This window comes from Pelomonas parva, from assembly GCF_043555835.1.
Taxonomy (GTDB): domain Bacteria; phylum Pseudomonadota; class Gammaproteobacteria; order Burkholderiales; family Burkholderiaceae_C; genus Pelomonas; species Pelomonas parva.
Genome location: NZ_JBIGHV010000002.1, coordinates 862724 through 884480 on the forward strand (window position 1 = coordinate 862724; position 21757 = coordinate 884480).

A 21757-nucleotide genomic window follows, 5' to 3' on the forward strand; every position below is an offset into this window, starting at 1 on the left:
GCGCAGCCACCCGCTGAGCCTGGCGTTCGTGACTATCCATGCCGCCGCGCGGTCCGGCGATCGAGTGGGTCGCCGCCTCCGCCGGGCACCCTCCCTGAAAGTGCCGCTATGCCCATTGCCTCGTTCCGATTGAAGTTCTGTGCGGCCGTCCTGCTCGCTGCGTCCGCCACCTTGGCCGCAGCGCAGACCAAGTGGCCGATCAACACCTGGGTGTTCACCTCGTTCCAGGGCAATGGGGACGGGTTGCACCTGTCGACCAGCGAGGATGGCCGCAGCTGGAAGGACCTGGGCAAGGTCTTCCTGAAGCCCTCGGTCGGCAGCGGCCTGATGCGCGACCCGCACATCCTGCGCGCGCCGGATGGCATCTTCCGCATGGTCTGGACGACCGGCTGGAAGGACAAGGGCATCGGCTACGCGTCGTCCAGCGACCTGGTGAACTGGTCCCGGCAGCAGTACCTCCCCCTGCTTGAGAAGGTGCCCGGCACGAACAACGCCTGGGCGCCTGAAACCTTCTTCGACGAGGCCAGGCAACAGTACGTCATCACGTGGTCGTCCGACATCGATGGACGGTTCAAGGAGACCACGTCCTCCGAGCGGATGAACAACCGCACCTACTTCGTCACGACGAAGGACTTCGAGACCTTCAGCGCGCCGCAGCTGCTGATCGACCCCGGCTTCGATCACATCGACACCACCCTCGTGCGCAGCGGCAAGCGCTACATCGCGGTGTTCAAGGAGGGCGACCGCCAGAAGTCCAAGGCCTGGGGCGCCATTCGCTGGGCGGTGGCGGACTCCGTCCTCGGGCCTTACCGCCTGATGCCCAATCCGCTGGTGGCCGGCAAGCGGGTCGAAGGCCCGACCCTGGCCGTTGCAGGCGACAAGGTGCGGCTGTATGTGGACCATTACGCCGACGCCCGCTACGGCGCCTTCGAGACCACCGACTGGTTGACCTGGACCGATGTGTCGGAGGGTCTCGCCGTGGCGAAGGGTCAGCGCCACGGCACGGTGCTGGCGGTGCCTGCGTGGCTGGCCAGGAACCTGGAGAGCGCGCAGCCGTCAGCCCAGCCGGTGGTGCCCGTGCCCGCGCCCCCGGCCGCGCTGGAGGGCTACACGGCCGATCCCGCCATCCGCGTGTTCGGCGACACCTACTACATCTATCCGACCTCAGACAAACCCAACTGGCAGACGACGGACTTCTCGGTGTGGTCCTCCAGGAACCTGGTCGACTGGAAGAACGAAGGCAAGGTGCTGGACGTCGCCAACGATCTGAGATGGGCGCGCATCGAGGCCTGGGCGCCGGATGTCATCGAGCGCAACGGCACCTATTTCATGTACTTCTGCGCCCAGGGTTCCATCGGCGTTGCGACCGCCAAGTCGCCGCTAGGCCCGTTCGTCGACGCGCTGGGCAAGCCCCTGCTCACCAAGGGCATGGGTGTGCAAACCAACACTATCGACCCATTCCCCTTCATCGATGACGATGGCCAGGCCTATCTCTATTTCGGCAACGGCAAGATGGGCAATGTCGTCAGGCTCAAGCCCGACATGGTGACGCTGGACGGGCCGGTGCAGACCATCGCGTTGAAGGAACATCGTGAAGGTGCCGTCGTGTTCAAGCGTGCGGGCAAGTACTACTTCATGTGGTCCATCGACGATGCCCGCAGCCCCAACTACCGCGTGGGCTGGGGCACGGCCGATTCACCGCTCGGGCCGGTGACGTCGCCGCAGGACGGCTTCATCGTGCTGCAGAGGAACGGCAGCGCCGTGGGAACGGCTCACCACAGCGTCGTCAACGTGCCGGGTACCGATCGCTGGTATGCGGCCTATCACCGCCATGCGCTGCCGGAAGGAGGCGGCTTTCAGCGCCAGACGGTGCTCGCGAGGATGGAGTTCACTGCGGACGGGGCCATCCGGCCCATGGACCCGATGCGCGTGCCGTTCAAGCCTGGCGACCTGGGCGAACCCATCGTCGATGGGCGCGGCCGCCCTTGATGTGAACGACGCCAGGGGGCCGAAGACGTGGCCGCATCAGTGCCGGATAGCGTGAAACGCTGCGCTAGCCCTTGACGGGCGCGCCCAGCAGCCGCAACACCTCACGCACTGCCTGCGCCCGGTCCTGCGGGCTGCTCAAGGCCTTCTCCACGCGCAGCTTCTCGTTGCCCACCAGCTTGATGTTGCGGTTCTTCTGCACCAGCTCGATGACCCGCATCGGGTCGATGGGCGGGTTGGGGCGGAAGTTGATGTTGATCAGCGTCGGCGCCGCGTCGATCTTGCTGACGCCATAGGGCTTGGCCAGCACGCGCAGGCGGTGGGTGTCGAACAGCGTCTGGCCCTGCGTGGGCAGCTTGCCGAAGCGGTCGGTGATCTCTTCGAGCATCGAGTCGATCTGCTCGTTCTTCTCGGCCGAGGCCAGGCGCTTGTAGAGGCTCAGGCGCACCTGCACGTCGCCGCAGTAGGCGTCGGGCAGCAGCGCCGGGGCGTGCAGGTTGATCTCGGTGGTGGCCGCGAACGGCGACAGCAGGTCGGGCTCCTTGCCGGCCTTCAGCGAGCGCACGGCCTCGTTGAGCATGTCGTTGTAGAGCTGGAAGCCGACCTCCATCATGTTGCCGCTCTGGTTGTCGCCCAGCACCTCGCCGGCGCCACGGATCTCCAGGTCGTGCATGGCGAGGTAGAAGCCCGAGCCGAGTTCCTCCATCGCCTGGATGGCGTCCAGCCGTTGCGTGGCCTGCTTGGTCAGGCCCTGGATGTCCGGCACCATCAGGTAGGCATAGGCTTGGTGGTGAGACCGGCCGACGCGGCCGCGCAGCTGGTGCAACTGGGCCAGGCCGAACTTATCAGCGCGGGCAATGATGATGGTGTTGGCGGCCGGCACGTCGATGCCGGTCTCGATGATGGTGGAGCACAGCAGCAGGTTGTGCTTGCCGGCCACGAACTCGCGCATCACGCGCTCCAGCTCGCGCTCGGGCATCTGGCCATGGGCGATGACGATGCGCGCCTCGGGCACCAGCTCTTCGAGCTTCTGGCGCCGGTTCTCGATGGTCTCGACCTCGTTGTGCAGGAAGTAGACCTGCCCGCCACGCTTCAACTCGCGCAGCACGGCCTCGCGGATGGTGCCGCTGCTCTCCGCGCGCACGAAAGTCTTGATGGCCAGGCGGCGCTGCGGTGCCGTGGCGATGACCGAGAGGTCGCGCAGGCCTTCGAGCGCCATGCCGAGGGTTCTTGGAATCGGTGTGGCGGTCAGCGTCAGCACGTCCACCTCGGCGCGCATGGCCTTCATCGCCTCCTTGTGCCGCACGCCGAAGCGGTGTTCCTCGTCGATGACGAGCAGGCCCAGGCGGTTGAACTTGACCTCGGGCGACAGCAGCTTGTGCGTGCCGATGACGATGTCGATGGTGCCGTCGGCCAGGCCTTCCATCGCGGCCTTGATCTCCTTGGCGGAGCGGAACCGGCTCATCTCCGCAACCCTCACCGGCCAGGCGCCGAAGCGGTCGGCGATGTTCTGGTAATGCTGCTCGGCCAGCAACGTCGTCGGCGCCAGGATGGCGACCTGCTTGCCGCCCATGACGGCGACGAAAGCGGCACGCAGCGCCACCTCGGTCTTGCCGAAGCCCACGTCGCCGCAGACGAGGCGGTCCATGGGCTTGGGCGAAATCATGTCCTGGACCACCGCGTGGATGGCGGCGCGCTGGTCGGGCGTTTCCTCGAAGCCGAAGGACGCGGCGAAGGCCTCGTAGTCGTGGCCCGAGTAGCGGAAGGCATGGCCCTCGCGGGCGGCACGGCGTGCGTAGAGGTTGAGCAGCTCGGCGGCGGTGTCGCGCACCTGCTCGGCGGCCTTACGCTTGGCCTTCTCCCACTGGCCGGAGCCCAGGCGGTGCAGCGGGGCTTCCTCTGCGCTCACGCCGGTGTAGCGGCCGATCAGATGCAGCTGCGCGACCGGCACATAGAGCGTGGCCTTGTCGGCGTACTCCAGGTGCAGGAACTCGCTCTTCTGCCCGTCGCCGAGGTCAATGTTGACCAGGCCCTGGTAGCGCCCGATGCCGTGGTTGATGTGCACGACCGGGTCGCCCACCTTCAGCTCGGACAAGTCCTTGATCAGCGCATTGACGTCGCTGACCTGCTCCTGCTTGCGGCGCCGGCGTGTCGTCGGCGTCGTGGCGAAGAGTTCGGTCTCGGTGAAGAGCTGAACCGGCTTGTGCTCGTCGACCCAGAAGAAGCCCGACGCCAGCGGCGCGGCGGTGATGGCGTACTTCTCGTCGCCCGCCAGGAACTCGGCCAGGTCCTTGGCCGAAGGCGGCTCGATCTTGTGGTCGCGCAGTTGCTCCAGCAGGCTCTCGCGCCGGCCTTCGCTCTCGGCCAGCAGCAGCACGCGGTGCGGCGTGGCTTTTAAGTGCGCTTCCAGGCGCGCCAGCGGCTCCTGCACGCCGCGCTCCACGCTGATGTCCGGCAGCGGCCGGGCGAAGTCCACGGGGTCGATGCCGCGCACCGACAGCACCGCATGCGGCTTGGTCAGGCCGAAGAAGTCCTCGATCGTCAGGAACAGCTCGGCCGGCGCCAGGATGGGCCGCTCGGGGTCGTGCTGCAGGAAGCGGTGGCGCTCCTTGGTGTCGGTCCAGAAGCGCTGGATGGCCTCGTCCACCTCGCCATGCAGGGCCAGCGCGGCGGTATCGCCCAGGTAGTCGAACACGGTCGCCGTCTGCTCGAAGAAGATCGGCAGGTAGTACTCGATGCCGCCCGAGGCGACGCCCTCGCCGATGTCGCGATAGATGCGCGACTTGGTCGGGTCGCCGTCCATCTTTTCGCGCCAGCGGTTGCGGAAGGCCTTGCGCGCCGCCTCGTCCATCGGGAACTCGCGGCCAGGCAGCAGGCGCACGTCCGGCACCGGGTAGAGGCTGCGCTGGCTGTCGGGGTCGAAGGTGCGGATGGAATCCACCTCGTCACCGAAAAGGTCGACGCGGTAGGGCACGGCCGAGCCCATCGGGAACAGGTCGATCAGGCCGCCGCGCACGGCGTATTCACCGGGCTGCACGACCTGGCTCACGTTGGTGTAGCCGGCCAGCGTCAGCTGCGCGCGCAGCGAGGCCTCGTCCAGCCGCTGCTTCTGCTTGAAATTGAAGGTCGTGCCGGCCAGGAAGCTCGGTGGCGCCAGGCGCGTCAGCGCGGTCGACGCCGGCATCAACACGACGTCGATGGTCTTCGTCTTGCGCGCCTGCAGCAGCTCCCACAGCGTCGCCAGCCGCTCGGAGATCAGGTCCTGGTGGGGGCTGAAGCTGTCGTAGGGCAGGGTTTCCCAGTCGGGGAAGACGGCGACCTTCAGCTCAGGCGCGAACACCTTCAGCTCGTCCTCCAGCCGCTGCGTGTCGCCCGGCTCGGCCGTGAAGATGGCGGCCATGCGGCCGGCGTCGCGCTGCTGCTGCACGAAGCGCGCGAGCAGCAGGGCATCGGCCGAGCCGACGGGGCGGGGGTGGGTGAACTTCTTGCCAGGTTGGACGAGCGGTAGCAACGACATCGGGGGCCTACAAACGACAACAGCCCCGGAACGGAGCTGGGCGGAATTCTAGGAGCCCGTGTCCTTTGGCTCCGGCCCGGGGTCATGGATAGCATGGCGGCACTTCCCACCGGAGATTCCATGCGCCGCCGCCACGCCATCAGCCTGCTTGCGACCTCACTGTCCCTTGCCTTTTCCGTCCTCCCTGCGTTCGCTGCTACCACCGAGAGCCAACGCTTCCACCAATGGCTGGAAGCCGAATGGGAGCTGACGCTGCAGCGCCAGCCCATCCTCGCCACGTCCCTGGGCGACCCGCGCTACAACGACCGCCTGCCCGACACCACCACGGCTGCCTACCGCGCCCAGGCCAAACGCGAGCTGCAGCAGACGCTGAAAGCGCTGGCCGGCTTCAACAAGGCCAAGCTCGACCCCAAGGACCGCATCTCCTACAGCATCCTCAAGCTCGACCTGGAGCAGGACCTGGCCGGCGACCGCTTCCCCGAGTGGATGCAGCCCATCAGCCAGATCGGCGGCCTGCCGAACTTCCTCGTCCAGATGGGCACGGGCCAGTCCATCCAGCCCTTCAAGACGACCAAGGACTACGACGACTGGCTCAAGCGCCTGGCGCTGGCCGTGCCCACCTTCGACGGCACCATCGCCAACATGCGCGCCGGCCTAAAGGCGGGCGTGACCCAGCCGCGCGCCGTCATGGAGAAGGTGTTGCCGCAACTGACCGCGCTGGCCGTGACCGACCCCGAGAAGAGCCTGTTCTGGGGGCCGATCAACAAGTTCCCGGACGCTGTGGGGCCGGCCGACTGCGAGCGCATCACGGCCGCCATGCGCAAGCTGCTGGCCGAGCAGGTGCTGCCCGCCTACGGCCGCCTGTTGGCCTTCGTGCGTGACGAGTACACGCCCAAGGCGCGCACCAGCACGGCCTGGTCGGCGCTGCCCGACGGCAAGGCCTGGTACGCCCACCGCGTGCGCCAGTCGACCACCGTGGCGCTGTCGCCTGACGAGATCCACGCCATCGGCCTGCAGGAGGTCGCGCGCATCCTCGGCGAGATGGACGGCGTGCGCCGCCAGGTCGGCTTCCAGGGCGACCTGAAGGCGTTCTTCAAGCACCTCAACGACGACCCCAAGTACTACTTCACGAGACCTGAGGACCTGCTGGCCGGCTACCGCGACCTGCAGAAGAAGATCAACGGGCTGACCCCGAAGCTCTTCGACATCACGCCCAAGGCCGACTACGAGGTCCGCGAGGTCGAGGCCTTCCGCGCCGAGAGTGCGGCCGGTGCGTCCTACCAGCAGCCAGCAGTCGACGGCTCGCGCCCCGGCGTCTTCTACGTCAACACCTTCAACCTGAAGGCCCAGCCCATGTTCGGCATGGAGACGCTGTCGCTGCACGAGGCCTCGCCCGGCCACCACTTCCAGATCGCCATCGCGCAGGAAGACCAGGCGCTGCCGGCCTTCCGCCGCTTCGGCAGCCACTACACGGCCTATGTGGAAGGCTGGGCGCTGTACGCCGAGAGCCTGGGCAAGGAGCTGGGTCTCTTCACCGACCCCTATCAGTGGTACGGCCGCCTTGCTGATGAGCAGTTGCGTGCCATGCGCCTGGTGGTGGACACCGGCCTGCACCACAAGGGCTGGACGCGCGAGCAGGCGATTCGGTACATGCTGGACAACTCCTCCATGGCCGAGAGCGATGTGGTGTCGGAAGTCGAGCGCTACATCGTCTGGCCCGGCCAGGCGCTGGGCTACAAGATCGGTCAGCTGGAGATCACCAAGCTGCGCGCCGAGGCCGAGAAAGCGCTGGGCGCCAAGTTCGACATCAAAGGCTTCCACCGCGTCGTGCTGACGGCGGGGCAGGTGCCGTTGCCGGTGTTGCGGGAACTGGTGATGGAGTGGGTGAACAGTCGCGGTTGAGTCAGGCTGCGAACGGAGGTCAACGAATGAACATCTTTTTGCCGCAGGCTATGCGCGACTTCGTTGAGCAACGCGCGGTCCAGTGCGGCCTTGAGAGCGGCAGCGAGTACGTCTGCGAGCTGATTCGGCGCGATCAAGGCCGGGAGGCCTTGCGTGTTCAAGTGCTTGCCGGTGCCGAATCACCGCCGGCTGTGGAGATGACGCCAGCGTGGTTCGCCAGCCTGCGAGGTCGTGCGCAGTGACCGCGCTGGCCGCTGGCGCCTGACGCCCAGATCCAAGAAAACAAGCTACAGAGACACAGAGGCACAGAGAACAAGCGCTTTCTCTCTGTGCCTCCGTGCCTCTGTGGCTGTGTTCTCTTCAAGCCGGAGTGACCCCGCGCCGGTGCGCCCAGCGGTACAGCAGCGGCAGCACCAGCAGCGTCAACGCCGTCGACGACAGGATGCCGCCGATGACGACGGTGGCCAGCGGGCGCTGCACCTCCGCGCCGGTGCCGGTGGCCAGCGCCATCGGCACGAAGCCCAGTGACGCGACCAGCGCCGTCATCAGCACCGGCCGCAGCCGCGTCAGTGCGCCGTCCCGAACGGCGCGTTCGAGCGGCATGCCTTCGTCGCGCAGCGAGCGGATGAAGGCGATCATCACCAGCCCGTTCAGCACCGCCACGCCGGACAACGCGATGAAGCCCACGCCGGCCGAGATGGACAGCGGGATGTCGCGCAGCCACAGCGCCACGATGCCGCCGGTCAGCGCGAAGGGCACGCCGGTGAACACCAGCAGGCCGTCGCGCACATTGCCGAACATCGCGAACAGCAGCACGAAGACCAGCCCCAGCGCCACCGGCACGACGATCTTCAGCCGCGCCGTGGCCGACTGCAGCTGCTCGAAGCTGCCACCCCAGCTCGTCCAGTAGCCGCTGGGCACCTTGACCCGCTCGGCCAGCCGCGCCTGCGCCTCGGTCACGAAGGAACCGATGTCGCGGCCGCGCACATTGGCGGTCACGACGACGCGGCGCTTGCCGTTCTCGCGGCTGACCTGGTTGGGCCCGGGCGCCTCGTCAAAGCTCGCCAGCTCGCCGAGCTGCACATGCGCGCCGTTCGGTAGCCGCAAGGGCAGGCGCTTCAGTGCATCCAGGTCACTGCGCACGCTGTCCGGCAACCGCACCTGGATGTCGAAGCGCCGATCGCCCTGGAACAGCACGCCGGCCTCCTGGCCGCCGATGGCCGCCGCCACGGTCTGCTGCACGTCGGCCACGCTCAGGCCCAGGCGGGCGAGCTTGGCGCGGTCCAGCTGCAGCGTCAGCAGCGGCAAACCCGTCGTCTGCTCGACCTTCACGTCCGCTGCGCCGGCCACGCCTTGCAGCAGCTTGGCGATCTGCTCCGCCGTGCGCTCCATGGTGGCCATGTCGTCGCCGAACACCTTCACTGCCACGTCGCTGCGCACGCCCGAGATCAGCTCGTTGAAGCGCATCTGGATGGGTTGCGTGAACTCGTAGTTGTTGCCCGGCACCTGCGCCGCAATGGCTTGCAGGCTATCGACCAGTGACGCCGTGCTGCGCTTGGGATCGGGCCATTCGCTGCGCGGCTTCAACATGACGAAGGTGTCCGCCACGTTGGGCGGCATCGGGTCGGTCGCGATCTCGGCCGTGCCCAGCTTGGAGAACACGCGCGCTACCTCGGGCGCCTGCAGCAGCGTGCGCTCCAGCTCGCGCTGCATCTCCACCGCCTGCGTCAGACTGGTGCCGGGGATGCGCATGGCATGCAGCGCAATATCGCCCTCGTCCAGGCTGGGGATGAACTCGCTGCCCATGCGCGTGGCCAGCAGCGCACTCAAGGCGACGGCCACGCCGGCGATGGTCAGCACCAGTGGCGGGTGCGCCAGCGCGCGGTCCAGCAGCGGCGCATAGCCACGCCTGGCCCAGCCCATCAGGCGGTTCTCTTTCTCGTCGACCCGGTTGCCGATCCACAGCGCCACGGCCGCCGGGATGAAGGTCACCGACAGCAGCATCGCCCCCAGCAGCGCGATGACGACGGTGAACGCCATCGGGTGGAACATCTTTCCCTCCACGCCGCTCAGCGCAAAGATGGGCAGGTAGACCACCATGATGATGAGCTGGCCGAACAGCAGCGGCCGGCGCGCTTCGCGGGCGGCGGCGAAGACCTCGTCGAAACGCTCCTGGCGCGTGAGCAGCCGGCCCGCTGCAGCCTGCGCGTGCGACAGCCGCCGCACGCAGTTCTCAACGATGACGACGGCGCCGTCGATGATGATGCCGAAGTCCAGCGCGCCCAGGCTCATCAGGTTGGCGCTGACCTTGTTGGCCACCATGCCGCTGAACGTGAACAGCATGGACAGCGGGATCACCGCCGCCGTGATGACGGCCGCGCGCAGGTTGCCGAGGAAGGCGAACAGCACGGCGATGACCAGCAGCGCGCCTTCCAGCAGGTTGGTCCGCACGGTGGCGATGGCCTTGTCGATCAGCGTCGTGCGGTCGTACACCGTCTGCGCAATGACGCCTGCGGGCAGGCTGCGGTTGATGGCTTCCAGCCGCTGGTCCACCGCCAGCGACACCTGCCGGCTGTTCTCGCCCAGCAGCATGAAGACGGTGCCCAGCACCACCTCGCGGCCGTTCTCGGTGGCGGCGCCGCTGCGCAGCTCTTGCCCTAAGCCCACATCGGCCACATCACGCACGCGCACCGATCCACGGATGACGATGTCGGCGATGTCCGCCATGCCCGTCACTTGGCCCGGCACGCGGATCAACACCTGCTCGCCGCGCCGCTCGATGTAGCCGGCGCCCACGCTCACGTTGTTGCGCTCCAGCGCCTGCACCACCTCCGGCAGCGTGATGCCATGCGCCACCAGCTTGTCCGGCCAAGGCGCGACCTGGTATTCCTTGGCCTGGCCGCCGATGGTGTTGATCTCCGTCACGCCCGGCACGGTGCGCAGCTGTGGCTTGACGATCCAGTCCTGGATCTCGCGCAGGTCCGTCGGCGTGTACGGCGTGCCGTCGGCCTTGAGCGCGCCGGGCTTGGCCTCCACGGTCCACATGTAGATCTCGCCCAGGCCTGTGGCGATGGGGCCGAGCGACGGCGCCAGGCCGGCAGGCAACGTCGCGCGGGCCTCCTGCATGCGCTCGTTGACGAGCTGGCGCGCGAAGTAGATGTCGGTGCCCTCCTTGAACACGACGGTGACCTGCGACAGGCCGTAGCGCGACAGCGAGCGTGTCTGCTCCAGCCGGGGCAGGCCTGACATCGCGGTCTCGATGGCGAAACTGACGCGCTGCTCGGCCTCCAGCGGCGAATAGCCCGGCGCCTCGGTGTTGATCTGCACCTGCACGTTGGTGATGTCGGGCACGGCGTCGATGGGCAGGCGCTGGTAGCTGAACACGCCTAACGCCGCCATGCCCAGCACGGCCAGCATGATGAGCCAGCGCTGGGCGATGGCGAATCGGATGAGTTTTTCAAACATCGTTGTTCCTCAATGAGCGTGTTCCGCAGCGGCTTTGCCGATGTCGGCTTTCACGAGGAAGCTGTTCTTCGCCGCGTAGCGCTCGCCGGCGTTGAGGCCTTTCAACACTTCGACATGGCTGCCATCGCTGCGGCCCGTCTCCACACGGCGCGCGTCGAACTGCTGGCCCTGGCGCACGAACACCACGCGGGCGCCGTCCAGCACCTGCACCGCATCCGCCGCCACGGCCACCGGCACCTCGGCCTCGCTGGCCGTCAGCGCCACCGTCACCGGCAGCCCGGGCCGCCACAGGCCCTTGGGGTTGGCCAGCACCAGGCGGGCAGTCGCGCTGCGGCTCTGCTCGCCGACCAGCGCGCCGACGTAGCTCAGCCTGGCCTCGCCCTGCGCCTCGAACGTCGTCGCCTGGACCTGCGCCGTCATGCCTTCGGCCAACTGGTTCAGGTCCTTGGCCGGCACGGTCAGTTCGACCCAGACGCTGGACAGGTCGGCCACCTGGAACACGGCGGCGTCCTCCTTCAGCGCCTCGCCGACGCTGAGCTTCTTGTCGACGATGACGCCGTCGATCGGCGAGCGGATCTCGTGCCGCGTGAGGCCTTGCGGGTCGCCGGCCGTTGCGCCCAAGGCCGCCAGCCGCTGCCGCGCGTTCTCGACCGTGATCTCTGCCTCCTGCATCGCCTGGCGCGCGGCCAGATAGTCCTGCTCGGCGGAGATCTTGTCCTCCCACAAGCGCTTCTCGCGGTCGTGCGTGGTCCGCGCGAGCGTCAGTCGCTTCTGCGCGCTCAGCAGCTCGCTGCGCTGGTCCGCCAGCGCGGGGCTGGAGATGACGGCCAGCACCTGGCCGCGCTTCACGCGGTCGCCCGCGTTGGCGCGCACGGCTTGCACCAGCCCGGCCAGGCGCGGCGTGACGATGACGGCGCGGTCCTGGTTCAGCTTCACCTCGCCCAGCAGTTGCAGGCGGGTGGCGATGCGCGCCGGGCCGGCGTCGGCCAGCGCGATGCCGTTGTGGCGCAGCTGCTCGTCGCTGAAGCGGGGGTGGGGTGCTTCGGCTGGCGCCGACGCCGCTGTAGATGCCGTTTTGGCGGGCGCATGCTGCACCTCTTCGGCATGCTCATGGCCGTGATCGTCGTGCCCGTCCTCGCCGTGCTTGTCGCCGCGCAGGATGGCCAATCCCAGCAGCAGTCCCACGGCCAGCACCGCCGCGATGGCGATGGCGTTCTTCTTTGCGTTCATGCTCAATCCTCTTGATCGTTCTGGGTGGACCGGCCCAGCAAGCGGTCCAGGTCGGCGGCGGCGCGGTGGGTGTCGGCGCTGCCTTGCAGCAACTGGCGGCGCAGCTGGAACAGCGTTCGCTGGGCGTCCAGCACATCGAGGAAGGCGAACTTGCCCAGCTCGTAGCCCCTCAGTGCCGCGTCGTACGACGCCTGCGCGGTGGGCAGCGCGTCGTCACGCAGCAGCGCCACCTGCTCGCGGCCCAGCCGCAGCCGCGCGCTAGCGTCGGCCACGTCGGTCTGCAGCTTCAACGTCGCGCTGGCCAGCGCTTCGCGCGCCTGGTCTTCGCGGCGCAACGCCTCCAGCAGGCCGCCCTGGTTGCGGTCATTGACGGGCAGCGGCAGCGAGAAGCCGATGACGGCCTGCGTGCGGCCCAGCTCGGCGTCGCGCTTGGCGCCCAGCGTGACCGTCACGTCGGGCACGCGGCGCGCGCGTTCCGTGTCGCTCAGGGCCTGGCGGCGGGCGATGTCCAGCCGGGCCAGCCGCAGCGCGGGCGCCTCCAGCATCCATTCGCCCAGTTGTTGGTCGCTCGGCGCGTGGGGCAGGGCGGCGCTGTCGCCATCGGCTTGCGTCACCGCTTGCAGTTGCTGGCCGCACAAGGCCGCCAGCCGTCCACGTGCCAGCAGCAGCGCGCTCTGCGCCTGCGCGACTTCGGCCCGCGCACCGGCCTCGGCAACGCGCGCCTTGGCCAGCTCCAGTGGCGGCACCTTGCCGGCCTGCAGCCGCTTGTCCGCCGCCGTCACGGCGCTGCTGGCCAGCACCAGCGACGACTCGGCCAGCCGCTGCTGCTCCTGCGCGCCGAGCAGCTCGAAGAACGCGGCGGCCACGGCTGCACGTAGCTCGGCCTGCCTGGCAGCGAGCGACACGGCCGCCTGCTCGCGGGCCTGCGCCGCGACGGCCTGGCGCGCAGCGCGCTTGCCGCCCAGCTCGATGGCCTGGGACAGCTGCACGGTGCTTGTCCGCGTGGCGCGGCGCGTGTCTTCCAGCAGCACGCCCAGCTCGGGGTTGGGCCGCGCGCCGGCCTGGGCTTCGGCGCCTTGCTGGGCTTGCAGCTCCAGGCGGGCGACTGCGAGGTCGGGGTTGTGAATGAGGGCCATGGCTTGCGCCTCGGCCAGGGTCAGGGCATGGGATGCGCTGGCAAACAGCGTCATCCAAAGAAGGCCAACAAGGCTTCGCATCGAACTCTCCAGGTTGTTGGGACAACGGACGGTTCGGCGCGCAGCCGGCACCCGGCGGGTGCCTTGCTTCAGGTCAGCAGGGGAGGGGAAGCGGCGCGCCGAATCAGGCGCGCAGCCAATTGGGGCGTTCGAGCCCGGCAGGGATGTGTGACGCGGGCGGCGCTGCCGCTGTGGGGGCGGGCGCCAGCGTCTGTGGCGCCACGAGCGCATGCCCATCGGCCGAAGGCGTGGCGCTTGCAGCGTGGTGGCAATGGCAGTGGCCGGTCTCGCAGACCGGGTGCGCCTCGCCGGCCTTGTCGGCATGGGCGGGCGCGGCGTCTGCAAGCGCGACCTGCTGGCCTTGCTGCTCGGCCAGTTCATCGACGCAGCAAAGCGCCGCGCCGGCCCAGGACAACTGGGCGGCGACAAGCAAGGTCAGCAGGGCGATGAACCAGCGGCGCATGGGCGCGCATTCTATGAGCCAGTCCGCAGGCGCCAATAACGTTCCGTTAATGTCCGCGCCTCATCCTTTTGGGCAACGGAGGAGCGATGCGGGTCTTGCTGGTGGAAGACGATGAGCTGATTGCGCAAGGCGTGCTGGCCGGCCTGCGCGCGCATGGCATGACGGTGGACCAGGTGGCGACAGCCGCTCATGCGGAGGCGGCCCTGGCCACGCTGGCCTGCGACGCCGTCGTGCTGGACCTGGGCCTGCCGGACGAGGACGGCCTCGCGCTGCTGCGGCGCCTGCGCGCCCGGGGCTGCGCCACGCCCGTGCTGATCCTGAGCGCGCGCGACGCCGTGCCGGACAAGGTGGCGGGCCTGCAGTGCGGGGCCGACGACTACCTGCTCAAGCCCTTCGACCTCAGCGAGCTGGTGGCGCGCCTGCACGCACTCGCGCGGCGGGCGGCGGGCCGCTGCGTTGACGTCATCGAGCGCGGCGCCTTGCGCGTCACGCCCAGCCTGGGCGAGGTGACGATGCACGGCCGCGTCGTGCCCTTGCCGCGCCGCGAGCTGGCGCTGCTGAGCGCGCTGCTCAACGCGCAGGGCCGCATCCTCAGCGCGGAGCAGTTGAAGGGCCTGCTGTACGACTTCAGCGACGAGATCGAAAGCAATGCCGTCAGCGTGCACATCCACCACCTGCGCCGCAAGCTGGACGCCGGCCTAATCGAGACGGTGCGCGGCCTTGGCTACCGCATCGCGCTGGACTCGCCATGAGCCTGCGCGTCCGCCTGTTGTTGATGATCGGCAGCGCGCTGGCCCTGCTGTGGGGGGCGGTCGCCTTCTGGCTGCATGGCGACATCCAGCGGCAGATGCAGCGCATGCTGGACGACCGCCTGGTCACGGCGGCCTACATGGTGTCGGACCTGGTGACGCAGAACCCGGCGCTGTGGAGCGCGAGCGCCGACACGCGGGCGGCGCTGCAGCCCGTGCTGACGCTGACCGGCCCCCTGGTCTGCCAGGTCAGCAGCGCGCGCGGCGAGATCCTGGTGCGCACGCCCGGCGCCAGCGGCGCGCTGCTCGACGGCGCCGCGCCCGGCTTTGCGTTCAAGACGATAGACGGCCTGACCTGGCGCACCTACACGATCAACACGCAGGGCCTGGCGATCACCACGGCCGACCGCATTGGTGACCGCGCGACGCTGCTGAACAGCGCCGTGCTGGCCGCCGTGGCGCCGTTCGGCGCGGCGCTGCTGGGTGGGCTGCTGGTGTTGTGGTGGGCCGTGGGCAAGGCGCTGCAGCCGCTGGAGCGCTTGCGCTGCGAGCTGGCCTCGCGCGCCATCGACGAGCTGACCCCGGTTGCCGACGGCGGCCGGCCACGCGAGCTGCGGCCCTTCGTCGACACCGTCAACGACATGCTGGCCCGCATCCGCGCGACCGTGCAGCGCGAGCGCCGCTTCACCAGCGACGCCGCGCACGAACTGCGCACACCGCTGACCGCCATCAAGGTGCATCTGCAGGTGCTGCGCCTGTCCGAGGGCGACGACGCCGTGCGCGCGCTGGCGCATGCCGATGAGGGCGTGGCGCGCCTGCAGGCGGCATTGAGCCAGCTGCTGACGTTGTCGCAGGTGGAGGCGCATGGCGGCAGCGAGGGCACGAACCGCACCGCCGTGGCCGACATGGTGGCGCTGGCCGTGCGCGACTGCGCGCCGGCGGGCGACCCACGCCTGCAGGTCTTCAACCGCTGCGAGGAGGCCGCTGTGGCCGTGCCTGAAGCCCTGGCCGTTACCGCGCTGCGCAACCTGCTGGACAACGCCCGCCGCCACACGCCCGTGGACGGCCATATCCACCTGCACGTCGACGGCCTGTGTGGCGAGGTGCGCCTGGCGGTGGCCGACACCGGCCCGGGCCTGGACGACGAAGGCCTGGCCATGGCCACCGAGCGCTTCTGGCGGCGCGGCACGGGCACCGGCAGCGGCCTGGGCCTGGCCATCACGCAGGCGGTGTGCGAGCGCTTCGGCGGCTCGCTCACGCTCGCGCGTGCCGACGAGGGCGGGCTGGTGGCCACCATCACCTTGCCTCTGGCCACGATCAACCACGACACGGAGGCGTGATGCCCTACTCGATCAGCGTCAACAGACACATGCGGCAGGCGGACGTGGAGGCAGACACGCCGCTGCTCTGGGTGCTGCGCGACACGCTGGGCCTGACCGGCACCAAGTTCGGCTGCGGCGCCGGCCTGTGCGGTGCCTGCACCGTGCAGTTGGACGGTCAGGTCGCGCGCAGCTGCACCGTGCCCATCAGCGCGGTGGGCGCGGCCCGCGTGGCCACCATCGAGGCCTTGTCGCCGGACCGTTCGCACCGCCTGCAGCAGGCGTGGATCGCCGAGCAGGTGCCGCAGTGCGGCTACTGCCAGTCCGGCATGCTGATGGCCGCCGACGCGCTGCTGAAGGCCACACCGCAGCCGAGCGACGCGGACATCGACGCCGCCATGACCAACCTTTGCCGCTGCGGCACCTACAACCGCGTGCGGCGCGCCATCAAGCGGGCTGCCGGCCTGCCGGTGGAGGCGGCATGAGCGGTGTTCAGTTGGGCAGACGACGCCTGCTCCAGAGTGGGCTGATGGTGGTCATCGCCCCGCTCGGCGCAGCGCCGGGCGCGGCGAGTGGGCAGGAGCTGCAGGGCTGGGTGCGCATCGCCCGTGATGGCGCGGTGACGGTGCTGTCCAACACCAGCGAGATCGGCCAGGGCACCGGCACGGCCATTGCGCAGATCCTGGCCGACGAGCTGGACCTGGACTGGCGCCGCGTGAGCCTGACCATGGCGCCGCTGGAGAAGCGCTACTTCAACCCGAACTGGGCGGAGTACGGCACCTACGGCAGCGGCGGCGTCGCGTATCAGATGGAACCGCTGCGGCGTGCCGGCGCGCAGGCGCGCGCCATGCTGATCGCCGCAGCGGCCGGCGAGTGGCAGGTCGCCGCAAACGACTGCGATACGGACAACGGCGACGTGGTTCACCGGGACAGCGGCCGCCGCGCTGCCTATGGCCTGCTGGTCGAGCAGGCGGCGCGCCAGCCGGTGCCGGAGCAGCCAACGCTGATGCCTCGCGAGCGCCTGCGCTACATCGGCCGGGACATGCCCCGCCTGGACATCCCGGCCAAGACCGACGGCAGCGCCGTCTTCGGCGTCGATGTGCGTATGCCCGGTCTGCTGAGCGCGGCCATCGTGCAGTGCCCCGTGTTCGGCGGCCGGCTGGCCGGCGTGGACAGCGCACCCGCGCTGCGCATGCCCGGCGTTCGCCAGGTGGTGTTGCTGGACGACGCCGTCGCGGTGGTGGCCGATTCGTACTGGCGGGCGCAGCAGGCCGTGGACGCGCTGCAGCCGCGCTGGGACTTGCAGCGCGCCCGGCGGCCGGACAGCGCCCGCTACATGGCAGCGCTGCACCGGGCGGTGCGCGGTGAGGGCGCGACCTTCCTGCCCGCCAACACCACGGCAGCACAGGTGAAGGCCCGTTACGCGCAGGCGACGCGGCGGGTTCGGCGCTCGGTGGAGCGCACCTACGCCGTGCCCTTCCTGGCGCACGCGACGATGGAGCCGATGAACGCGACCGCCCGTGTCTCCGAGGGCAAGGCGGAGCTGTGGGTGCCGACCCAGTCGCAGACCGGCACGCAGAACGCGGTGGCCAGGTTGCTGGGCTTGCCGCCGGCAGCGGTCACCGTGCACACGACGTTAGCGGGTGGCGGGTTCGGGCGGCGCATGGAGCTGGACTTTGCGCTGCAGGCGGCCCGCATCGCCCAGGCCTGCGGCGCGCCGGTCAAGCTGATCTGGAGCCGTGCCCAGGACATGCAGCACGACTTCTACCGGCCCGCCGCCGTGGTCAAGGTGAAGGCCGGCCTGGACGGCGACGGCATGCCCGTGGCTTGGCGGGTGGACTCGGCCTGCCAGTCCATCCTTCAGCACTCGCGGCTGGGCGAGTGGCGGGAGTTCTCGCTCCCGGTCGACAACAGCGCGGCCGGCGACCTGCCCGACTACTACCGTCTTGCCGCCATCCAGATGCAGATCACGACCGTCGACGTGGGCGTGCCGGTCGGCTTCTGGCGCGCAGTGGCGGCGACGCAGAACGTGTTCGCCTACGAATGTCTGATGGACGAGCTGGCCCACGGCGCGCGCATGGATGCGCTGGCCTACCGCCGCCGTCTGCTGCCGCCGGGTGGCCGCGAGCAGCGCGTGCTGGACCTGCTGGCCGAGCGCTCGGCCTGGCAGCGCGGGCCGGCGCCGGGGCGGCACCGCGGCCTGGCGTTCTCACGCGCCAACGGCAGCCTGGTCGGGCATGTGGTGGAGCTGTCCGTGGACGCCGGCCGCAAGGTGAAGCTGCACCAGGTGTGGACCGTCATCGACTGCGGCATCGCGGTCAACCCGCGCAACGTGCGCGCCCAGGTGGAGGGCTGCATCGTCTTCGCGCTGTCGGCGGCCTTCCATGGCGAGATCACCGTGCGCGGCGGCGCGGTGCAGCAGTCCAACTTCCACGACTACCGGCTGCTCGACCTGGCCGCCACGCCGAATATGGATGTGCAGATCGTCGACAGCCAGGAGAAGCCGGGCGGCGCCGGCGAGGAGGCAGTGGGCGGCCTGGCGCCGGCGCTGGTGAACGCGCTGTTTGCCGCCACGGGGCAGCGGATCAGGGAGTTGCCGCTGGCGAAGGCGGGTTTCTCGGTCTAGCTCTTGCCGCCATCCAGCAGCGCGTCACGCAGCTTCGCGTCGGCCGGCGCGTCACCGAACCAGATGCGCAGCACCAGCGTGAAGAACTCGTCGTCGCCCACCGACTCGCCCTGGGCCTGGCCCGAGATGTAGAACTGCGTGCCCTTGCCGGGGATGAAGTCCATCGCGAAGGTGTCGCCGGGCATCAGCTTGGGCTTGCCGGAGAAGATCTCGATCAGGCGCGTGGTGGACAGCGTGTGGCGGGTCAGCTGTGCGGCGGGCGCGTTGTCGCCCATGCCGCGCAGGAACAGGCGGCCCAACTCCGTGCCCTGAAGCTCGCGCAGCGCTGTGAACTGCAGGCGCTTGGGACCGGGCAGCGCCAGCAGCTCGGCCGGCGTGGTCGCGTGCTTGGTCGTGTAGAGCGCCATGTCGTAGGCCTTGAAGACCAGGCGCACCCGCGTGCCCTTGCCGTTGAGCTGCAGCGTGCTGCCGCCCAGCTGGGCCGTGGGCTCGAACTTGTTGACCGTGGGGGCTGCCGTGGCCTGAAGGCAGGCCGTGGTGGCGGCGATCAACAGGGCGCTGCGCGTGGCGCTGGCCAGGGCTTGGAGCTGAGTCATGTCTCTTCCAGGTAGGGCGCCGTCTTTGCGCGGCGCTGCGCATTCTGCTTGGCGACCCGCAGTTGCCGGTGTGGCGTTTGCCTCTTTAAGCCGTGAAGTCAGGCGTGAATCCTCACCACGCGCACCGGTCTGCCCACCGCCTCACGCGCGCGCAGCTGGCCGCAGCCGCCTTCCACATCCTGACCGGCGGAGTCGCGCAGCTTGGTCAGTACGCCGCGGCTGCACAGCTCGGCCGCAATGGCCCGCGCGCGCTCCCAGCTCGGCCGCGTGAAGGGCAGGCCGGGCGCGCTGTTGAAGGGGATCATGTTCAACAGGCCGTAGCGGCCCTTGAGCAGGCGGACGATGCCGTCCAGCTCCTCGGCCCCGTCGTTGACGCCGTCCAGCAGCGTCCATTGGTACTGGATGGGGTAGCCGCTGGCGCGGGCGTAGGCGTCGGCGGCTTCGACGAGTTCTTCGGGCGACAAACGCTGCGCGCGCGGCAGCAGCTCGGCGCGCTTGGCGGCGTCGGTCGTGTGCAGGCTCAGCGCCAGCGCGGGCTTCACGTCGGCTGCATTCAGCGCTTCGAAGGCACGCTCGTCGCCGACGGTGGAAAACACCAGCTGCTTGTGCGCAAAGCCGCCCTCGCGGCCCAGCAGCGTGATCGCGTCCAGCACGTTGGCGAGGTTGTGCGAGGGCTCGCCCATGCCCATGAAGACGACCTTCTTCAGCTTGGCGTTCTTGCGCCGCGCCAGCACCACTTGCGCCACGATCTCGGCGCTGCCGACCTGGCGGATGAGGCCGTCCACGCCGGTCATGCAGAACTTGCAGCCCACCGCGCAGCCGACCTGGCTGGACACGCAGACGCCGTCGCGCGGCAGCAGCACCGTCTCCACGGTCTGGCCGTCGTTCAAGCCCAGCAGCAGCCGCGCCGATTCGCCGTCGCCGCCAGCGTGCTCGCTGCGCAGCGCGACCAGGCCTTCCAGCTCGGTCATCAGCGCCGGCAGCGCCTGCATGACCGCCTTGGGCAGGAAGCCCTGCAATGGCCGCTTGCCACCGTCCAGCGGCAGCAGCTGCAGCCAGTGGCGCAGTACGCGGCTTTCGTGGTCGGGGTTGGCGCCCAGCGCGCGCAGGCGCTGGCGGAGGTCGGGGATCAGCATGGGAACGGAGGTGACAGGGCTGCGCGATTGTCGGCGCTATCCTCAAAAACGCTTTCCCGTGAGGAGACATCCATGAGCCAGACGCCGACCTGCACCGCCGAAGAATGGGCCGTCCGCTGCAACCTCGCGGCGCTGTACCGGCTGGCCGCGCTGCACGGCTGGGACGACCTGATCTTCACGCACATCTCCGCCCGCGTGCCCGGCCCGGCGCATCACTTCCTGATCAACCCCTACGGCATGATGTTCGAGGAGATCACGGCCAGCAGCCTGGTCAAAGTGGACCCCGCCGGCGAGAAGGTCGCGCCCAGCGACTACAACGTCAACCCGGCCGGCTTCATCATCCACAGCGCCGTGCACGAGGCGCGCGAGGACGCGCAGTTCGTCATGCACCTGCACACGGTGGCGGGCGTGGCGGTCAGCGCGCAGCGCGAGGGCTTGTTGCCGATCTCGCAGCACAGCCTGTTTCCGTTGGCGTCGCTGAGCTATCACGACTACGAGGGCGTGGCGCTCAACCCCGACGAGAAGGCCCGTCTCGTGCGCGATCTCGGCAAGACCTCGCTGATGCTGCTGCGCAACCACGGCCTGCTCACGCTGGGCCGCAGCGCGGCCGACACCTTCCTGAAGATGTTCATGCTGCAGCGGGCCTGCGAGATCCAGATCGCGGCGCAGGCGGGCGGCGGCGAGCTGATCCGCATCCCGCAGCAGATCCTGGCCGGCATCCGCGCGCAGAGCGAGAAGGTCATGCGCGGCTCGGGGGCGGAGTTGGCGTGGCCGGGCTTGCTGCGGCGTCTCGCGCGCCAGAACCCTGGACACGACGCCTGAGCCTCGATCCAACAGGCTGAGAATCCCGGGGATGACCACTCCCCGCTTCTTCGCCCTCGTCCCCGCCGCCGGCATCGGCGAACGCTCCGGCGCCGGCATGCCCAAGCAGTACGTGGACATCGCCGGCAAACCCATGTTGGCCCACACGCTGGCGGCGCTCGCTGCCGTGCCGCGTGTGGCGCATACGCTGGTGGTGCTGTCACCGGACGATGATCGCTTCGAGGCCGCATTGCCCCATCACCAAGGCTGGGTCGCCCGCGTCGGCGGCGGGAGCCGGGCCGAGAGCGTGCTCGGCGGTCTGGCTGAGCTGAGGCGACGCGGGGCGACGGACGACGACTGGGTGCTGGTGCATGACGCCGCCCGCTGCCTGCTGCGCCCGGAGTGGGTGGACGCGCTCATCGACGCTTGTGCTGACGACGCCGTCGGCGGCCTGCTGGCCCAGCCGATTGCCGACACGCTGAAGGCCGGCGACGCCGAGGGCCGCGTCACCGCCACCGTCGACCGTCGCGACAAATGGGCGGCCCAGACGCCGCAGATGTTCCGTCTCGGCCTGGTGGAAAGGGCGTTGACCGCGATGGGTGCTGCGGCCACCGACGAGGCCAGCGCCGTCGAGGCGCTGGGCCTGGCGCCGCGGCTGGTGCGGGCGTCCATGGCCAACTTCAAGGTCACCTGGCCGGAAGACTTCGCCCTGGCTGCCCACTTGCTTGAAACTAAATAGATGTTTGTTTTTCGGTTGAATTGATAACATCA

At 69.3% G+C, this 21757-nt stretch carries 16 protein-coding genes; 9 read left to right on the forward strand and 7 right to left on the reverse strand.

What is annotated here, in order from left to right:
- The first annotated feature begins 108 nt into the window (after positions 1 to 108).
- Positions 109 to 1989, forward strand: a complete 1881-nt coding sequence (locus tag ACG00Y_RS07495) for a glycoside hydrolase family 43 protein (RefSeq protein ID WP_394477437.1) — start codon at positions 109 to 111, stop codon at positions 1987 to 1989.
- 64 nt (positions 1990 to 2053) lie between these two features.
- On the opposite strand, the gene mfd is transcribed toward ACG00Y_RS07495, so the two are convergent.
- Positions 2054 to 5503 carry a transcription-repair coupling factor gene (gene mfd / locus ACG00Y_RS07500; RefSeq protein ID WP_394477439.1) on the reverse strand — a complete coding sequence of 1150 codons (3450 nt, stop codon included), beginning with the start codon at positions 5501 to 5503 and terminating at the stop codon, positions 2054 to 2056.
- A gap of 120 nt (positions 5504 to 5623) precedes the next feature.
- On the opposite strand from mfd, the gene ACG00Y_RS07505 reads away from it, so the two are divergent.
- Together ACG00Y_RS07505 and ACG00Y_RS07510 are read left to right on the forward strand one after the other, a co-directional pair.
- Positions 5624 to 7405: a DUF885 domain-containing protein gene (locus ACG00Y_RS07505; RefSeq protein WP_394477441.1), complete on the forward strand. Its 1782-nt coding sequence runs from the start codon at positions 5624 to 5626 to the stop codon at positions 7403 to 7405.
- 26 nt (positions 7406 to 7431) lie between these two features.
- Positions 7432 to 7647, forward strand: a complete 216-nt coding sequence (locus ACG00Y_RS07510; RefSeq protein WP_394477444.1) for a ribbon-helix-helix domain-containing protein — start codon at positions 7432 to 7434, stop codon at positions 7645 to 7647.
- A 118-nt stretch (positions 7648 to 7765) separates the two neighbouring features.
- Here ACG00Y_RS07510 and ACG00Y_RS07515 read toward each other — a convergent pair whose 3' ends face one another.
- From ACG00Y_RS07515 to ACG00Y_RS07530, 4 genes are all read right to left on the reverse strand, one after another.
- Entirely contained in the window at positions 7766 to 10870 is a 3105-nt protein-coding gene (locus ACG00Y_RS07515; protein WP_394477446.1) for an efflux RND transporter permease subunit, read from the reverse strand.
- Between the two features lie 9 nt (positions 10871 to 10879).
- The gene (locus ACG00Y_RS07520) at positions 10880 to 12100 is read right to left on the reverse strand and encodes an efflux RND transporter periplasmic adaptor subunit (RefSeq protein WP_394477448.1); all 1221 of its coding nucleotides are present in this window, start codon (positions 12098 to 12100) and stop codon (positions 10880 to 10882) included.
- 2 nt (positions 12101 to 12102) lie between these two features.
- Positions 12103 to 13317: a TolC family protein gene (locus ACG00Y_RS07525; protein ID WP_394477450.1), complete on the reverse strand. Its 1215-nt coding sequence runs from the start codon at positions 13315 to 13317 to the stop codon at positions 12103 to 12105.
- Between the two features lie 103 nt (positions 13318 to 13420).
- The gene (locus tag ACG00Y_RS07530) at positions 13421 to 13759 is read right to left on the reverse strand and encodes a hypothetical protein (RefSeq protein WP_394477452.1); all 339 of its coding nucleotides are present in this window, start codon (positions 13757 to 13759) and stop codon (positions 13421 to 13423) included.
- A gap of 86 nt (positions 13760 to 13845) precedes the next feature.
- On the opposite strand from ACG00Y_RS07530, the gene ACG00Y_RS07535 reads away from it, so the two are divergent.
- The 4 genes from ACG00Y_RS07535 to ACG00Y_RS07550 are packed head-to-tail and all read left to right on the forward strand — an operon-like array spanning position 13846 to position 18453.
- Positions 13846 to 14511, forward strand: a complete 666-nt coding sequence (locus tag ACG00Y_RS07535; protein WP_394477453.1) for a response regulator — start codon at positions 13846 to 13848, stop codon at positions 14509 to 14511.
- Positions 14508 to 15848: an ATP-binding protein gene (locus ACG00Y_RS07540; RefSeq protein WP_394477455.1), complete on the forward strand. Its 1341-nt coding sequence runs from the start codon at positions 14508 to 14510 to the stop codon at positions 15846 to 15848. Before ACG00Y_RS07535 ends, ACG00Y_RS07540 begins: the two co-directional genes overlap by 4 nt.
- Positions 15848 to 16312 carry a (2Fe-2S)-binding protein gene (locus ACG00Y_RS07545; protein WP_394477457.1) on the forward strand — a complete coding sequence of 155 codons (465 nt, stop codon included), beginning with the start codon at positions 15848 to 15850 and terminating at the stop codon, positions 16310 to 16312. The genes ACG00Y_RS07540 and ACG00Y_RS07545 overlap by 1 nt, the downstream gene beginning before the upstream one ends.
- 44 nt (positions 16313 to 16356) lie before the next feature.
- Entirely contained in the window at positions 16357 to 18453 is a 2097-nt protein-coding gene (locus ACG00Y_RS07550) for a xanthine dehydrogenase family protein molybdopterin-binding subunit (protein WP_394477459.1), read from the forward strand.
- On the opposite strand, the gene ACG00Y_RS07555 is transcribed toward ACG00Y_RS07550, so the two are convergent.
- Positions 18450 to 19049, reverse strand: coding sequence for a chalcone isomerase family protein (locus tag ACG00Y_RS07555; protein WP_394477461.1), 600 nt, complete (start codon positions 19047 to 19049; stop codon positions 18450 to 18452). The two genes, ACG00Y_RS07550 and ACG00Y_RS07555, sit on opposite strands and share 4 nt — an antisense overlap.
- A 98-nt stretch (positions 19050 to 19147) precedes the next feature.
- Positions 19148 to 20185 (reverse strand): RNA methyltransferase, encoded by a 1038-nt coding sequence (locus ACG00Y_RS07560; RefSeq protein WP_394477463.1) that lies wholly within the window; start codon positions 20183 to 20185, stop codon positions 19148 to 19150.
- 72 nt (positions 20186 to 20257) lie between these two features.
- Between ACG00Y_RS07560 and ACG00Y_RS07565 the strand changes: the two genes are divergently transcribed.
- Together ACG00Y_RS07565 and ispD are read left to right on the forward strand one after the other, a co-directional pair.
- The gene (locus tag ACG00Y_RS07565) at positions 20258 to 21007 is read left to right on the forward strand and encodes a class II aldolase/adducin family protein (protein WP_394477465.1); all 750 of its coding nucleotides are present in this window, start codon (positions 20258 to 20260) and stop codon (positions 21005 to 21007) included.
- A 31-nt stretch (positions 21008 to 21038) separates the two neighbouring features.
- Positions 21039 to 21725, forward strand: coding sequence for a 2-C-methyl-D-erythritol 4-phosphate cytidylyltransferase (ispD, locus tag ACG00Y_RS07570; protein WP_394477467.1), 687 nt, complete (start codon positions 21039 to 21041; stop codon positions 21723 to 21725).
- Positions 21726 to 21757 lie beyond the last annotated feature (32 nt).

What these genes read in the sequence shown, in the direction of transcription:
- ACG00Y_RS07495 (WP_394477437.1), top strand. Translation starts at nt 109, where the DNA reads ATGCCCATTGCCTCGTTCCGATTGAAGTTCTGTGCGGCCGTCCTGCTC.
- mfd (WP_394477439.1), bottom strand. Translation starts at nt 5,503, where the DNA reads ATGTCGTTGCTACCGCTCGTCCAACCTGGCAAGAAGTTCACCCACCCC.
- ACG00Y_RS07505 (WP_394477441.1), top strand. Translation starts at nt 5,624, where the DNA reads ATGCGCCGCCGCCACGCCATCAGCCTGCTTGCGACCTCACTGTCCCTT.
- ACG00Y_RS07510 (WP_394477444.1), top strand. Translation starts at nt 7,432, where the DNA reads ATGAACATCTTTTTGCCGCAGGCTATGCGCGACTTCGTTGAGCAACGC.
- ACG00Y_RS07515 (WP_394477446.1), bottom strand. Translation starts at nt 10,870, where the DNA reads ATGTTTGAAAAACTCATCCGATTCGCCATCGCCCAGCGCTGGCTCATC.
- ACG00Y_RS07520 (WP_394477448.1), bottom strand. Translation starts at nt 12,100, where the DNA reads ATGAACGCAAAGAAGAACGCCATCGCCATCGCGGCGGTGCTGGCCGTG.
- ACG00Y_RS07525 (WP_394477450.1), bottom strand. Translation starts at nt 13,317, where the DNA reads ATGCGAAGCCTTGTTGGCCTTCTTTGGATGACGCTGTTTGCCAGCGCA.
- ACG00Y_RS07530 (WP_394477452.1), bottom strand. Translation starts at nt 13,759, where the DNA reads ATGCGCCGCTGGTTCATCGCCCTGCTGACCTTGCTTGTCGCCGCCCAG.
- ACG00Y_RS07535 (WP_394477453.1), top strand. Translation starts at nt 13,846, where the DNA reads ATGCGGGTCTTGCTGGTGGAAGACGATGAGCTGATTGCGCAAGGCGTG.
- ACG00Y_RS07540 (WP_394477455.1), top strand. Translation starts at nt 14,508, where the DNA reads ATGAGCCTGCGCGTCCGCCTGTTGTTGATGATCGGCAGCGCGCTGGCC.
- ACG00Y_RS07545 (WP_394477457.1), top strand. Translation starts at nt 15,848, where the DNA reads ATGCCCTACTCGATCAGCGTCAACAGACACATGCGGCAGGCGGACGTG.
- ACG00Y_RS07550 (WP_394477459.1), top strand. Translation starts at nt 16,357, where the DNA reads ATGGTGGTCATCGCCCCGCTCGGCGCAGCGCCGGGCGCGGCGAGTGGG.
- ACG00Y_RS07555 (WP_394477461.1), bottom strand. Translation starts at nt 19,049, where the DNA reads ATGACTCAGCTCCAAGCCCTGGCCAGCGCCACGCGCAGCGCCCTGTTG.
- ACG00Y_RS07560 (WP_394477463.1), bottom strand. Translation starts at nt 20,185, where the DNA reads ATGCTGATCCCCGACCTCCGCCAGCGCCTGCGCGCGCTGGGCGCCAAC.
- ACG00Y_RS07565 (WP_394477465.1), top strand. Translation starts at nt 20,258, where the DNA reads ATGAGCCAGACGCCGACCTGCACCGCCGAAGAATGGGCCGTCCGCTGC.
- ispD (WP_394477467.1), top strand. Translation starts at nt 21,039, where the DNA reads ATGACCACTCCCCGCTTCTTCGCCCTCGTCCCCGCCGCCGGCATCGGC.